Source organism: Curtobacterium pusillum, from assembly GCF_007680845.1.
GTDB lineage: Bacteria > Actinomycetota > Actinomycetes > Actinomycetales > Microbacteriaceae > Curtobacterium > Curtobacterium pusillum_B.
This window is the reverse complement of the sequence record NZ_VEIY01000001.1, coordinates 621,627-635,625: the sequence shown is the minus strand read 5'-3', so window position 1 is coordinate 635,625 and position 13,999 is coordinate 621,627. Positions and strand designations below refer to the sequence as shown.

At 70.8% G+C, this 13,999-nt stretch carries 13 protein-coding genes; 4 read left to right on the top strand and 9 right to left on the bottom strand.

Going from position 1 to position 13,999, the window contains the following annotated elements; translation table 11 throughout:
• Nucleotides 1–66 precede the first annotated feature (66 nt).
• The 7 genes from FS825_RS03030 to typA all read right to left on the bottom strand — a co-directional run bounded on the left by FS825_RS03030 (nt 67) and on the right by typA (nt 8,099).
• The gene (locus FS825_RS03030) at nt 67–1,365 is read right to left on the bottom strand and encodes a citrate synthase (RefSeq protein ID WP_144711250.1); all 1,299 of its coding nucleotides are present in this window, start codon (nt 1,363–1,365) and stop codon (nt 67–69) included.
• 176 nt (nt 1,366–1,541) lie between these two features.
• Nucleotides 1,542–2,660 carry a succinyldiaminopimelate transaminase gene (gene dapC, locus FS825_RS03025; RefSeq protein WP_144710721.1) on the bottom strand — a complete coding sequence of 373 codons (1,119 nt, stop codon included), beginning with the start codon at nt 2,658–2,660 and terminating at the stop codon, nt 1,542–1,544.
• A 14-nt stretch (nt 2,661–2,674) separates the two neighbouring features.
• Nucleotides 2,675–2,992, bottom strand: coding sequence for a ferredoxin (gene fdxA, locus FS825_RS03020; RefSeq protein WP_058728223.1), 318 nt, complete (start codon nt 2,990–2,992; stop codon nt 2,675–2,677).
• 36 nt (nt 2,993–3,028) lie between these two features.
• Complete coding sequence (locus FS825_RS03015) at nt 3,029–4,255, bottom strand: PIG-L deacetylase family protein (RefSeq protein ID WP_144710719.1); 1,227 nt, start codon at nt 4,253–4,255, stop codon at nt 3,029–3,031.
• Nucleotides 4,256–4,273: 18 nt separating this feature from the next.
• A complete protein-coding gene (locus FS825_RS03010; protein WP_144710717.1) occupies nt 4,274–4,816 on the bottom strand; it encodes a hypothetical protein in 543 nt (180 codons plus the stop codon).
• 110 nt (nt 4,817–4,926) lie between these two features.
• Nucleotides 4,927–6,120 carry an amidohydrolase gene (locus FS825_RS03005; RefSeq protein ID WP_186377046.1) on the bottom strand — a complete coding sequence of 398 codons (1,194 nt, stop codon included), beginning with the start codon at nt 6,118–6,120 and terminating at the stop codon, nt 4,927–4,929.
• A 56-nt stretch (nt 6,121–6,176) separates the two neighbouring features.
• Entirely contained in the window at nt 6,177–8,099 is a 1,923-nt protein-coding gene (typA, locus tag FS825_RS03000) for a translational GTPase TypA (protein WP_144710713.1), read from the bottom strand.
• A 119-nt stretch (nt 8,100–8,218) separates the two neighbouring features.
• Between typA and FS825_RS02995 the strand changes: the two genes are divergently transcribed.
• The 3 genes from FS825_RS02995 to FS825_RS02985 all read left to right on the top strand — a co-directional run bounded on the left by FS825_RS02995 (nt 8,219) and on the right by FS825_RS02985 (nt 10,332).
• Entirely contained in the window at nt 8,219–8,968 is a 750-nt protein-coding gene (locus FS825_RS02995) for a CPBP family intramembrane glutamic endopeptidase (protein WP_144710711.1), read from the top strand.
• Nucleotides 8,969–9,116: 148 nt separating this feature from the next.
• Complete coding sequence (locus tag FS825_RS02990; protein ID WP_144710709.1) at nt 9,117–9,596, top strand: peroxiredoxin; 480 nt, start codon at nt 9,117–9,119, stop codon at nt 9,594–9,596.
• A gap of 187 nt (nt 9,597–9,783) precedes the next feature.
• Entirely contained in the window at nt 9,784–10,332 is a 549-nt protein-coding gene (locus FS825_RS02985) for a hypothetical protein (protein ID WP_144710707.1), read from the top strand.
• A gap of 129 nt (nt 10,333–10,461) precedes the next feature.
• On the opposite strand, the gene FS825_RS02980 is transcribed toward FS825_RS02985, so the two are convergent.
• Complete coding sequence (locus FS825_RS02980; protein ID WP_144710705.1) at nt 10,462–12,237, bottom strand: ABC transporter ATP-binding protein; 1,776 nt, start codon at nt 12,235–12,237, stop codon at nt 10,462–10,464.
• A 134-nt stretch (nt 12,238–12,371) separates the two neighbouring features.
• On the opposite strand from FS825_RS02980, the gene FS825_RS02975 reads away from it, so the two are divergent.
• Nucleotides 12,372–12,968, top strand: a complete 597-nt coding sequence (locus tag FS825_RS02975; RefSeq protein WP_186377045.1) for a PH domain-containing protein — start codon at nt 12,372–12,374, stop codon at nt 12,966–12,968.
• Nucleotides 12,969–12,982: 14 nt separating this feature from the next.
• Here the strand turns inward: FS825_RS02975 and FS825_RS02970 are convergent, their stop codons facing one another.
• Nucleotides 12,983–13,936 (bottom strand): ABC transporter permease, encoded by a 954-nt coding sequence (locus FS825_RS02970; RefSeq protein ID WP_144711249.1) that lies wholly within the window; start codon nt 13,934–13,936, stop codon nt 12,983–12,985.
• Between the last annotated feature and the right edge of the window lie 63 nt (nt 13,937–13,999).

Here is a 13,999-nt window from a genome sequence, read left to right as displayed (position 1 = left end):
AGCGTGACGGAAAAGGCCCGCTCGCGGAACGCGAGCGGGCCTCGGCAGCGCGGCCACCCCAGCGCGTCAGCGCGCCGGCAGGTCCCGCTCGGGGTGCCCCACGTAGAGCTGCTGCGGGCGCCCGATCTTGTTCAGCGGGTCGTTGTTGAGCTCGCGCCACTGGGCGATCCACCCCGGCAGACGCCCGATCGCGAACAGGACCGTGAACATCCGCGGCGGGAAGCCCATCGCCTTGTAGATGATGCCCGTGTAGAAGTCGACGTTCGGGTAGAGCTTGCGGCTGACGAAGTACTCGTCCTCGAGCGCGATCTGCTCGAGCTCCATCGCGATGTCGAGCAGGTCGTCCTGCACGCCGAGCGCTTCGAGGACCTCGTGCGCGGACTCCTTCACGAGCTTCGCCCGCGGGTCGTAGTTCTTGTAGACGCGGTGTCCGAAGCCCATGAGCTTCACCCCGCGCTCCTTGTTCTTCACCCGCTCGACGAAGCGCGTCACCGGCTCGCCGGAGTCCTTGATCTGCTGGAGCATCTCGAGCACGGCCTCGTTCGCGCCGCCGTGCAGCGGCCCGTAGAGCGCGTTGATGCCCGCCGAGATCGATGCGAACATGTTCGCCTTCGTCGACCCGACCAGGCGGACGGTGGCCGTCGAGGCGTTCTGCTCGTGGTCTTCGTGCAGGATGAGCAGCCGTTCGAGCGCCTTCGACAGCACCGGGTTCGGCTGGTAGGTCTCGGCCATGGTGCCGAAGTTGAGGCGGAGGAAGTTGTCGACGAACGACAGCGAGTTGTCCGGGTAGAGGAACGCCTGCCCGATGGACTTCTTGTGCGCGTAGGCGGCGATCACCGGGAGCTTGGCGAGGAGCCGGACGGTCTGCAGCTCGACCTTCTCCGGGTCGTCGACGTCCATGTCGTCCTCGTAGTAGGTCGACAGGGCGCTCACCGCGCTCGAGAGGACCGACATCGGGTGCGCCGAGTGCGGGAGGGCGTCGAAGAGGCGACGGAGGTCCTCGTGCAGGAGCGTGTGGCGGCGGATCCGGGCGTCGAAGTCGGCGAGCTCGCTGTCCGTGGGGAGCTCCCCGTAGATGAGGAGCCACGCGACCTCGAGGAAGGTGCAGTTCGACGCGACCTGGTCGATCGGGTACCCGCGGTACCGCAGGATGCCCTGGTCGCCGTCGATGTAGGTGATGGCGCTCTTCGTCGACCCGGTGTTCACGAACCCGTAGTCGAGCGTGTTCATCCCGGTCTGCTTCTTGAACGAGGAGATGTCCACGGTGGACGCGCCGTCGACGCTCGGCAGGATCGGGAACTCCGCGGTGCCGCCCGGGTACGTCAAGGTCGCGGTCGCCGTCGTCTGCTCGGCGGCGGGACTCACGGGGACGGGCGTCGTAGGCGGTGTGGCCGTCTTCTGAGCGTCATTGGCAGTGTCAGTCACGGTGACAGCCTAATCGCGGGTCCTGTCACTCGCGCACACAGGGACCCTCGGCATTTGGTGGGAACCACGGATTGCGCTCAGGGCAGGAGACTGCCCGGAGGCGCCGTGCGGCTCCGTCAGACGCCGTTCAGACGACGTCCACTCGCGAGACGCTGCGCGGCGGCCGCGATGCGCTCGTCGGTCGCCGTGAGGGCGATACGGACGTGCTGCTCCCCCGCGCTGCCGTAGAAGGTGCCCGGCGCGACGAGGATCCCGCGCTCGGCGAGCCACGCCACGGTGTCGAGTGCCGGCTCCCCGCGGGTGGCCCAGAGGTACAGGCCGGCCTCGCTGTGGTCGATGCGGAAGCCCGCGCCTTCGAGTGCCCGCCGGAGCATGTTCCGTCGGGCCCGGTACCTGGCCTTCTGCTGCTGCACGTGGGACTCGTCGGCGAGGGCGACGATCATCGCTTCCTGCACCGGGAGGGGCGGCATCATGCCGGTGTGCTTCCGGACGGCGAGGACCTCGGCGAGGACCGCGGCGTCACCCGCGACGAACGCGGCACGGTACCCGGCGAGGTTGGACTGCTTCGAGAGCGAGTACACGCTGAGGACACCATCGACCGAGTCCCCGACGACGCGGGGGTCGAGGATCGTCGGGGTCGGGGTGCGGTCGTACGGCGCTTCCCAGCCGAGCTCGGCGTAGCACTCGTCGCCCACGATGACGGCGCCGAGCTCGCGGGCGCGGGTCACGGCCGCCCGGAGGTCGTCGACGGACAGCACGCGGCCGTCCGGGTTGCCCGGCGAGTTGAGCCAGACGAGCTTCGTCGTGTCCGGCCAGGCGGCGGGGTCGTCCGAGGCGAGGGTGTCCGCGCCGACGAGCGCCGCACCGAGCTCGTACGTCGGGTACGCCGCCGCGGGGAACACCACGGTGTCGCCGCGGCCGATGCCGAGCCACAGCGCCAGCCCGGCGATGAACTCCTTCGAGCCGATCGTTGGCAGGACCTGGTCGGGCGTGAGCGTGACGCCCTGTCGGCGGCCGTACCACGCGGCGATCGCCTCACGCAGGGCCGGGGTGCCGGCGACCTGGGGGTACGCGTGCGCGTCCGTCGCCTCGGCCAGGGCCGTGCGGACCACTTCCGGCGTCGGGTCGACCGGCGAACCGACGCTGAGGTCGACGATGCCGCCCTCGTACGCGGCGGCCTGCTGCTTGAACGGGACGAGCTGGTCCCAGGGGAAGTTGGAGAGGTCGAGCGCCACGGGCCGGCTCCGGTTCAGCCGCGGGGCGGTTCGGCCATGACGACGGGGTGGTCCTTGTGGATCACTCCGACCTTCGCGGCACCGCCGGGCGAACCGACCTCCTCGAAGAACTCGACGTTGGCCTTGTAGTAGTCCGCCCACTCGTCGGGCAGGTCGTCCTCGTAGTAGATCGCCTCGACCGGGCAGACCGGCTCGCACGCACCGCAGTCGACGCACTCGTCGGGGTGGATGTACAGCGACCGGTCACCCTCGTAGATGCAGTCGACCGGGCATTCGTCGATGCAGGCGCGGTCCTTGACGTCGACACAGGGCTGGGCGATCACGTAGGTCACGGTGCGGGTGCTCCCTTCGGACGAGCGGCTCCGAGTCTACCCGCGGGCGGGGCCGGAACCTGACGAGGCGGCCGCACCGGCGGTCGGTGCCGCGTCCCGCGCCGCCCGCACACCGGACAGGTCGGGCCAGGCGAGGACGAGCGCGGCGATCACGGCCGGTCCGAACGTCCACACGTAGCCCGCGGTGTTCGCGAGCACCAGCGGCGAGCTCTGCCCACCGACCGACGACAGCACCTGCGTGGCCACGATGATCCCGATCCCCACCGCCGCGACCATCGCGCGCGATCGGTAGAGCAACCGGAGCCCGACCGTGAGCCCGACCACGATCAGGGTCGTGAGGACCATGCCCACCGGGAACGCCCCGAGCGTCTGCTGGTGGGTGACCGTCCCGAGGCCGCCCGCGACGAGCCCGAGCAGGAGCGCGACGACGACCGCGGTCACCTTGCCCTGACGGCTCATCTCGGCGTAGGTCTGCGGCGCCGGTGCGGCCGGGGCCTCGGCGTGCCGGAACGCCTCGACCGCCGGGGCCTGGTGCCGGGCGCCGTGCGGCATCACCCACGACAGTGCCGTCGGGTCCGCGGGGTCCGTCGGATCGGCCGTGACCTGGGAGCGGTACTGCTCGACGGCGGCCCGGACCTTCGCCCGGACCGGGAGGACGTCGACCGTGACGTCGGCCTCGGTCGAGGCCGGGTCGACGACCATCGAGAACGGGAGGTCCTCGGCCTTCGCCGCGTACCGGGCAGCGTGGTGCACGCGGACGTGGTCCGGGTGCCCGTACCCGCCGTCGTCGGCGTAGCTCACCACGGCGTCGGCCGCGGTGGAGCGGATCGCGGCACGGATGTCGTCGACGACCTCGCCGAGGTCGGCCGCGGTGAGCGAGTCGGCGGGGGCGTCGTCCGAGGCGACCGCGCGGCCGTCCGGTCCCCACTGCATGCCGGAGTCGGTGTAGCGGCGCTCGGGCAGGTCGGTGGGCCGGGCGCCCGGCCCCCCGAGCCACAGGTGCGCGGGGCGCCCGAGGGCGGCGAGCGCAGCGGCGATCTCGGTCTCCCGGTGGGCGGCGACGCGCGGGCCGTCGCCGTACATCGGCGCCAGGGCCGGGGTCAGCATCTCGCCGCGCTCACCGCGGGTCGCGGTCAGCACGGTGACCTCGGCACCGAGCTCGAGCAGGGTGGCGATCGTCCCACCCGTCGCGAGGGTCTCGTCGTCGGGGTGGGCGTGCACGAACAGGACGCGCTCGGGGCGGGTGGCAGGGACCTTCGACATCGCGACCCAGCGTACGGGCTAGCGGGGCGTCACGATGTAGGTCGCGGTGACGCCGTCGTCGCCCTTCGAGAAGGTGAGCACGACCCGGTAGGCGTCGCTGCGGAACATCCCGAACGCGCTCGACGAGTCGGCACGCTTCGCCGACTCGGTGAACCCGGCGTCCGTCAGCTGCTGGTCGGCCGTCTGGAAGTCGTCGACGGACGCAGCGCGGACCTGGGCGACCCAGCCGGCGCCGTTCGGGCCCGCTCCCCCGCCGAGGACGGTGCCGTCCACGAGCGGGACCTCCTTCGTCGGGAACCCGTCCGGGAGCTTGCCGTCCGAGGTGACGTTCGCGCCCTTCAGCGCCGTGTCGAGGGCGCCGTCGATCCCGCCGGCCACCGAGGCCATGCCGTCCTGGATCGCCTTGCCGTCGATCCCGTTGACGCTCTCGGCGACGCTCGACGCGACGGAGGAGCCGAGGTCGGTGGCCTGCTGGACGGCGTCCGAGGAGCAGCCGGCCAGTCCGGCGAGGGCGATGCCCGCGGCGACGGCCGCGATCAGGGTCCGGGTCGTGGTGCGCATGCCGAGCACCCTAGATGGTGGGCCGGGAGGCGCGGCGTGAGTCCCCTGGGAACGTCACGTGCGCGACGGGGTCGCGCCGCGCCTCCCGAGATGCCCGACCGAGGCGCGGGTCAGGCGACGTAGGCGCGCGCCGCGGCCACGAAGGCGTCCACGCCCACCGGGATGGCCGTCTCGGCCTGCGGCGCGTAGAACGGCGAGTGGTTGCTCGGGATGTCCTCGCCGCGACGGAAGAGCTCCGGGTCGGTGATGCCGGTGAACCAGTAGACGAGCGGGGCACCGCTGGCCGTGGCGAGCTGACCGACGTCCTCCGACGCCATCGCGAGCCCGATCTCGAGGTCACGGGCACCGGGCACCACGGCCCGGATGGCGTCGAGCACGGTCTGCGCCTCGGTCGCGTCGTTCACCGTCACCTCGGCACCGGGCGAGCGGACGATCGTCGGCTCGGGCAGGCCGCCGGCGTCGCTCTCGGCGCGGACGATGCGCTCGATCGACGCGATGATCCGTTCGCGGGTCTCCTCGTTGCGGGCGCGGGTGGAGATCTCGATGACCGCCTGGTCGGGGATGATGTTCGCGCGCGTGCCCGAGTGGAAGCTCCCGACGGTGACGACCCCGGCGTCGCTCGGGGACACCTCGCGCGAGACGACGGTCTGCAACCGCACCACGGCCGACGCGGCCGTGACGATCGGGTCGAGCGACGCCTGGGGCGCCGAACCGTGCGCACCACGGCCGTTGAACGTCACCGTGAGCCGGTCGCTCGAGGCCATGACCGGACCGCTGCCCACCGCGACGATGCCGACCGGAGCCGGGGCGGAGTGCTGCCCGAGGACGACGTCCGGCTTCGGGAAGCGGTCGGCGAGCCCGTCCTCGACCATTGCCCGTGCGCCGGAGATGACCTCCTCCGCCGGCTGGAACACGGCGACGACCGTGCCGTGCCACTCGGTGGTGGTCGCCGCGAGGCGCTCGAGCGTGCCGAGCAGCCAGGTCACGTGGATGTCGTGGCCGCAGGCGTGCATCGTCGGCACCTCGTTGCCGTCCTCGTCGCGGCCGGTGTGCTCGCTCGCGTACGGCAGCCCGGTGCGCTCCTGCACGGGCAGGCCGTCCATGTCGGCACGGAGCCAGACGACCGGGCCGTCGCCGTTCGACAGGACGCCGACGACACCGGTGCCGCCGACGCCGGTGGTGACCTCGATCCCCCCGATCTCCGCGAGCCGGTCGGCGACGATGCCGGCCGTGCGGTGTTCCTGGAAGCCGAGTTCCGGGTGGGCGTGGAGGTCCTGGTACAGCGAGAGGAGGTCGAGGGTCACGGCATCCACCGTAGCCCTCGACCTCCTCGGGTCGCGCGGGTCGCGCAGCGTGCTGGTTACGCGTCCTGACGCTTCAGGCGGGCGTACGAGCGCTGGCGGGCCTGCGCGTCGAGCTCCACCTTGCGGATGCGCACGGCGTCGGGGGTGACCTCGACGCACTCGTCCTCGCGGGCGAACTCGAGGCACTCCTCGAGCGAGAGCTGACGCGACGGCGTCATCGACTCGAACGTGTCGGCGTTGGCCGACCGCATGTTCGTGAGCTTCTTCTCCTTGGTGATGTTCACGTCCATGTCGTCGGCGCGCGAGTTCTCGCCGATGACCATGCCCTCGTAGACCTCTTCGGTGGGGTTGACGAAGAACGTCATCCGCTCCTGGAGGTTCGTGATGGCGAAGGGCGTGACCACACCGGCCCGGTCGGACACGATCGACCCGTTGATGCGGGTCTGGATCGAGCCGGCCCACTCGTCGTAGCCGTGGAAGATCGCGTTGGCGATGCCGGTGCCGCGGGTCTCCGTGAGGAACGACGTGCGGAAGCCGATCAGGCCGCGCGACGGGACGATGAACTCCATGCGCACCCAGCCGGTGCCGTGGTTCGTCATGTTCTCCATGCGGCCCTTGCGAGCGGCCATGAGCTGCGTGATCGCGCCGAGGTACTCCTCCGGCGTGTCGATGGTCATGTGCTCGTACGGCTCCTGCAGCTTGCCGTTCTCGTCACGCTTGGTGACGACCTGCGGCTTGCCGACGGTGAGCTCGAAGCCCTCACGACGCATCTGCTCGACCAGGATGGCGAGCGCGAGCTCACCACGGCCCTGGACCTCCCACGCATCGGGGCGACCGATGTCGAGGACCTTGAGCGAGACGTTGCCGACGAGCTCGCGGTCGAGGCGCTCCTTGACCATGCGCGCGGTGAGCTTGTGGCCCTTGACCTTGCCCACGAGCGGGCTCGTGTTGGTGCCGATCGTCATGGAGATCGCCGGGTCGTCGACCGTGATGGTCGGCAGCGGACGGACGTCCTCCGGGTCGCTCAGCGTCTCACCGATGGTGATCGTGTCGAAGCCGGCGACGGCGACGATGTCACCGGGGCCCGCGGACTCGGCCGGGTAGCGCTCGAGCGCCTTCGTGATGAGGAGCTCGGTGATGCGGGCGTTGACGACGGTGCCGTCGTGCTTGACCCACGCGACCGTCTGCCCCTTCTTCATCGTGCCGTGGAAGATGCGGAGCAGCGCGAGGCGGCCGAGGAACGGCGACGCGTCGAGGTTGGTGACGTGCGCCTGCAGCGGGTGCTCGTCGTCGTACTTCGGCGCCGGCACGTGCTGGAGGATGGCCTCGAACAGCGGCTCGAGGTCGTCGTTGTCGGGCAGCGAGCCGTCGGCCGGCTTGTTGCGGCTGGCGGCACCCGCACGGCCCGAGGCGTACACCACGGGGACGTCGAGGATCGCGTCGAGGTCGAGGTCGTCGACCTCGTCCGACAGGTCGGAGGCGAGGCCGAGGAGGAGGTCCTGGGACTCGGAGACGACCTCGTCGATGCGGGAGTCGGGGCGGTCCGTCTTGTTGACGAGCAGGATCACCGGGAGCTTCGCGGCGAGGGCCTTGCGGAGCACGAAGCGGGTCTGGGGCAGCGGGCCCTCGGACGCGTCGACGAGCAGGACGACGCCGTCGACCATGGAGAGGCCGCGCTCGACCTCGCCACCGAAGTCGGCGTGGCCGGGGGTGTCGATCACGTTGATCGTGATGGGACCGCCCGCACCGAACTCCGCGGCGTGCTTGCCGTTGTAGAGCACCGACGTGTTCTTCGCGAGGATCGTGATGCCCTTCTCGCGCTCGAGGTCGTTCGAGTCCATCATGCGGTCTTCGCCCTCGAAGTGGGCGTCGAACGAGTTGGTCTGCGTGAGCATCGCGTCGACGAGGGTGGTCTTGCCGTGGTCGACGTGTGCCACGATGGCGACGTTGCGCAGGTCGGACCGGGTGGCGAGCGCCATACAGGACATCCTTCAAGTTCTGGGAGATTGTCGGGCCGGCAGCATCGGCGCCACGCCCGCGGGCAGAACGCCCGACACGCCAGTCTACCGGTAGTTCGCAACCGACAGGAGTACAGCCGATGAGCCGACGGCGAACGTGGATCGAGATCACGATCGTGCTCATGCTGTCGCTCGGTGGCAGCGCCCTGTACTCGATCCTCCAGATCGTCGACGACCTGTCCCAGACGACCCCGCTCGGCGACCAGTCCACCGCGCTCAACACCTCGACGACGACCGTGCAGTACGTCGACCTCGCGCGGCAGCTCGTCGGCATCGCGGTCGACCTCGCACCGGTCGCGCTGGTCTGCTACCTCCTCTGGAGCACGAGCCGCCCGCACCTCGCCCGACTCGGCATCGACCGGTTCCGGGTGAAGCCGGACATCGGCGGCCCCGTCCTCATCGCGCTGTGCATCGGCATCCCCGGACTGGCGCTCTACTTCACCGGTCGAGCGCTGGGCTTCACCGTGAACGTCGACCCCTCCGCGCTCGACTCGTACTGGTGGACGGTCCCGGTGCTGCTGCTCTCGGCGGTCCGGTCCGGGCTGCAGGAGGAGGTGATCGTCGTCGGGTACCTGTACGAGCGACTCGGCGGGATCGGCTGGGGACGCTGGCAGGTCATCCTGTCCACCGCGGTCCTCCGCGGCAGCTACCACCTGTACCAGGGGTTCGGGGCCTTCGTCGGGAACGCGGTGATGGGCATCGCCTTCGGGTGGATCTACACGAAGTGGGGCCGGCTCCTGCCGCTCGTCATCACGCACTGCCTGCTCGACGCCGCGGTCTTCGTCGGGTACCCCTGGGTCGCCCACGCGTTCCCGCAGCTCTTCCGCTGACCCGGAGCCGCGACACCCGGCGCGCACAGCCACCCCCGTTCGGGCGTCGGCGATGCTGAGGACGCACACGACCCCGGTCGAGCGATCCCACAGCCAACCCACAGCGCGGCGGGCACCGGCACTGTCCGAGCGGCCCTAGCGTGAGCACATGAGCATCCCCGAGGTCGGCGACCCCGCGCCCGACTTCACCCTGCCCGGCATGATCGTGCGCGACGGGACCCGCACCGACGACGAGTACGCCCTGTCCGCCGAGATCGGCCGGACCCTCGTGCTCGCCTTCTACCCCGGCGACGCCACCCCGGTCTGCACGGCGCAGCTCTGCAGCTACCAGGAGGAGCTCGACGACTTCGGCGACCTCGGTGCCGTGGTCTGGGGGGTCAGCCCGCAGGCGCTCGACTCGCACGAGGCGTTCGCCCGCGGCTCCTCGCTCACCTTCCCGCTGCTCAGCGACACCGCCGGCAGCGTCATCCGCTCCTACGGCGTCCAGGCACCAGGGATCGGACTCCGTCGCTCGGTGTTCGTCATCGGGCCCGACGGCGTCATCCGCTGGCGTCACGTCGGGCTCGTGGGTCTGCGGTTCCCGAAGCCCGAGGCGATCCGCGCACAGATCGAGCTCCTCGTCGCCTGATCCGGCGGTTTCCTGAGATCTCTGCGCTCGGCCCTTGACACCCGAACGGGGGTCCGAGGACGATGGTCGACACGAGAGGTCCACCAGGATCTGCCTCCCCGGAGAATCGGGTCGTCCGGAGATACGCGACGGTGTGTCACACCCGCTCCCCGGGCGTCTCCGGGGAGGCATCTCGTAACCTCTTCCGGTGACCACGATCACCGCTCCCGGCATGCGCCTGCTCGCCCTCGTCCTGTGGGCCGCGGCCGTCGCCCTCGTCCCGCTCGCCCTGGTCGGCGGCGGAGCGGTGTGGCTCGCTCCCGTCCCGAGCCTCTTCATCGCGTTCGTCGCCTGGGCCGTCCTGTGGCGTCCGCGGTTCGAACTCACCCCGGAGCACCTCCGCATCGTGGACGTGCGCCGGTCGAGCACCTACGACTGGCGGCGCGTCACCGAGGTCCGCACGAAGTACGGCATCGAGGTCGTCTCGAGCGAGGGGGTCCGCCGCACCTGGCTCGCGACCCGCAGGTCGGCTCGCCTCGGCGCGGTGGTCGCGGACCGGCCTGGAGGCGCGGATCGCCTCGACGTCGACGCTGCGGCCGAGCGCATGCGGGCCTTCGTGCCGGTGCGGCCCGAGCAGGACGGCCCGCCCCCGGCGACGGTGGTCGCCGCCCCGATCACGCACCGGGCGCACGGGTGGACGGTCCTGGCGATGATCGTGCTCGGCTTCGCGGCGACCGTGACGGCCGCGCAGCTCTGACCGCAGCCGGCGGGGCGGGGCCGAGCCGCGCCTCCAGTCCGACCGTGCTGCTGACCGGACCGCTGACGCAGGACGACACCCCCGATGTCGTGGGACGTCGGGGGTGTCGTTCGGGGTCGACCGGACCGGTTACTCGTCCGAGCCGGCGGCGAGGATCTGCCGACGCAGCTCCCGACGCTCGCGCTGGACGTCCGGGTCGGGCAGCGGCACCGCGGCGATGAGCCGCTGCGTGTACGGGTCCTGCGGGTCGCGGAGGATCTGGTCACGCGTGCCGACCTCGGCGAGGTGCCCGTGGTGCAGCACCGCGATCCGGTCCGCGAGGACGTCGATCACCGCGAGGTCGTGCGTGACGAACAGGCAGGCGAACGCGAACTCGCGCTGCAGGTCCTTGAGCAGCTCGAGCACGGTCGCCTGGACCGACACGTCGAGTGCCGACGTCGGCTCGTCCGCGATGAGCAGCTTCGGCCGCAGGGCGAGCGCGCGGGCGATGCCGATGCGCTGCTTCTGGCCACCGGAGAGCTCGTGCGGGAAGCGGGTCGAGTACGCGGTGGGGAGGCGGACGGCCTCGAGCAGGTTCTCGACCTCGCGCTCGAGCTCGCGCCCCTTCATGCCCTTGCCGAGCAGCAGCGGCTCGCCGATGGACTGGCCGATCGTCATGCGCGGGTTGAGCGACGACGACGGGTCCTGGAACACGATGCCGGCGTTCTGGTGCACCTGACGCACGAGCGACCGGGTCGGCTTCGACAGGTCGACGCCGGTGACCTCCAGGCCGCCCGACGTGATCGGCAGCAGGCCGATCGCGGCACGGCCGAGGGTGGACTTGCCGGAACCGGACTCGCCCACGAGCCCGACGACCTCGCCCTCGTGGACGGTCAGGTCGACCCCGTCGATGGCACGGAACGCCTTGACGCGGCCGCGACCCGGGTACTCGATGACGACGTCCTTGAACTCGAGGACCGCCGGGCCGAGCGTCTGCACGACGTCGGTGTGGGTGACCGTCGAGCCGACCTGGGCCGGTGCCTCGTGCTCGACCACGGACTCGAGCGTCTCGGTGAGGTCGATGACCACGTCACCGGCCTGGCCGAGACGGGGGACGGCGTCGAGCAGCGTCTGCGTGTACTCGTGCTGCGGGGCGGCGAAGACGTCGCGGACCGTGCCGGTCTCGACGGCGACACCCTGCTGCATGACGACGATGCGGTCGGCGAGGTCGGCCACGACGCCCATGTCGTGGGTGATGAGCAGGACCGCACTGCCGAGCTTCGCCGCGAGGTCGCGGATGAGGTCGAGGATCTCGGCCTGCACCGTGACGTCGAGGGCCGTGGTGGGCTCGTCGGCGATGAGGAGCTTCGGGTCGCAGGAGATCGACTGCGCGATCATCGCGCGCTGCCGCTGCCCACCGGAGAGCTGGTGCGGGTACGAGTCGAACGCCTTCTGCGGGTCGGGCATCTCGACCATGGTGAGGAGCTCGATCGCGCGGACCTTCGCCTCGCTCGGCGAGATGCCGTAGTGGATGCGGATCGTCTCGACGATCTGCGACCCGACGGTGAAGACCGGGTTGAGGGCCGTCATCGGCTCCTGGAAGATGACCGCGATCTCCTTGCCGCGGTACTCCCGGAGCTGCGCCGAGCGGAGCCCGAGCAGTTCGGTGCCGTTGAACTCGATCGAGCCGTTCACGCGGGCGTTCCGGGGCAGGAGGCCGAGGATCGACATCGAGCTCACCGACTTGCCGGAGCCGGACTCGCCCACGAGCGCGAGGACCTCACCGGACCGGATCTCGTAGGACAGCTGCTTGACCGCGGGGGTCCAGACGTCGTCGACCGCGAAGTCGACGTCGAGTCCGGAGACCTTGACGACGGGGGTGCTGGTGGCGGCCGGGGTGGTGGCCGCGGAGGCGGGCGTGCTCAACGACGTCCGGTCCTTTCCCGGCCGCTCGTGGCGACCGCGTGGGTGGTGGTGGAGGTGCGCTGGCGTCGGGGTTCGGTGCTCCGACCTGCGACGATGGAGGCATGCCTGCCCCCTCGACGACGCACGATGTGTTCGTGTCCAAGTTCAACCGCGGACTCGCGATCGCGCTCTGGCTGATCGTCGCCCTGCTGTTCGTCACGACCGTGGTCAACGACACGACGTGGCCGGACCGGGTCCTGGCCCTGGTGCCGACCGCGTTCGGTGTCCTGCTCGGCTGGGTGGCGCTCTGGCGTCCGCGCCTGACGATCGCCGACAAGGGCATCGAGGTCGTCAACGTCTTCCACACGGTGCACGTGCCGTGGGCCGCGCTCGTGCACGTCGACACCCGGTTCGCCCTGACGCTCGTCACGCCGAAGCGGCGCGTGTCCGTCTGGGCCGCCCCGGCGCCCGGTCGTGCCGGCGTCGCGCTCGCCCGTCGGCAGAACCAGCGGCACGGACGCGACACGGCCGGCCTCGGCGACGGCGACCGTCGCGCCGGTGACCTGCTGTCCACGGCGTCCGGCGACGCCGCGTACCTCATCCGTCACCGCTGGGACGACCTGCGCGAGCGCGGCGCCATCGAGCTGGGCACCGCCGACACCGTGCACGTGCCGGTCACCCTGCACTGGGCGTCGATCGTGCTGCTCGCGGCGACCGCCGTCGGTGGCTGGTTCGCCATCGCGGCTCGCTAGGACGCGGGGGGACGTCACGCGCTGATCATCTCCGAGCCGGACGAGTTCGCCGGCTCGCGCGTCTTGCGGAGGCTGAAGCGCTTCGAACGCGGGTCGAACGCGTCACGCAGGCCGTCACCGATGAAGTTCACGCACAGCGCGAGCAGCACGATGAACGAGGCCGGCCACCAGAACAGGTACGGACGCGTCTGGAACGCGGACTGGTTCTGGCTGATGAGGAGACCGAGCGACGAGTCCGGGGCCTTGATGCCGTAGCCGAGGTAGCTCAGGGCCGTCTCGAGCAGGATCGCGGAGGCGATGAGGAGCGTCGCGGACACGATGATCACGCCGATCGCGTTCGGCAGGATGTGCCGGAAGATGATCCGCGCGTCCGAGGCGCCGGCGACCCGGGCGGCCTCCACGAACTCGCGCTCGCGGAGCGACAGGAACTCGGCGCGGACCAGACGGGCGATGACCATCCAGGACACCAGGCCGAGCAGGAGCGCGAGGCCCCACGCGCCGAGACCGTTGGCCGTCTTGCCGACCACGGCGCCGATCACGATCGCCGGGATGACGATGAAGATGTCGGTGATGCGCATGAGCACCGCGTCGACCGTGCCGCGGAAGTAGCCCGCGATCGCGCCGACGACGACGCCGATGAACGTCGCGAACACGCCGATGACGATCATCACGAGCACCGAGTTCTGGATGCCGCGCATGGTCAGGGCGAAGTAGTCCTTGCCGATGCGGTCCTGGCCGAACGGGTGGTCCGCCGTGGGCGCCCCGCCGTTCTGGAGGTCCTCGAGCGCCTTGTAGGAGTAGTGCCACCAGCCGGGGATCGGGCCGAGGCCGACCGCCGAGACGGCGAAGAGGAGCACGAGGACGTAGACGACGAGCGCGACGACCGCGAGCCGGTTGGCGAGGAAGCGGCGGAGGATGATCCGCCCCTGGCTCTCGCCGACCTGCTTCTCGTGCGAGTCCGGCGTCATGCCGACGTCGGTGCCGTCGCCGATGTTCGGTTCGAGCGGCGCGCCGCCCTGGATGGTGCTCAT

Excerpts from the sequence above, each read along its gene's own strand:
- FS825_RS02990 (WP_144710709.1), top strand. The coding sequence starts at position 9,117 with ATGAGCATCCCCGAGGTCGGCGACCCCGCGCCCGACTTCACCCTGCCC.
- FS825_RS02995 (WP_144710711.1), top strand. The coding sequence starts at position 8,219 with ATGAGCCGACGGCGAACGTGGATCGAGATCACGATCGTGCTCATGCTG.
- FS825_RS03010 (WP_144710717.1), bottom strand. The coding sequence starts at position 4,816 with ATGCGCACCACGACCCGGACCCTGATCGCGGCCGTCGCCGCGGGCATC.
- typA (WP_144710713.1), bottom strand. The coding sequence starts at position 8,099 with ATGGCGCTCGCCACCCGGTCCGACCTGCGCAACGTCGCCATCGTGGCA.
- FS825_RS03015 (WP_144710719.1), bottom strand. The coding sequence starts at position 4,255 with ATGTCGAAGGTCCCTGCCACCCGCCCCGAGCGCGTCCTGTTCGTGCAC.
- FS825_RS02970 (WP_144711249.1), bottom strand. The coding sequence starts at position 13,936 with ATGACGCCGGACTCGCACGAGAAGCAGGTCGGCGAGAGCCAGGGGCGG.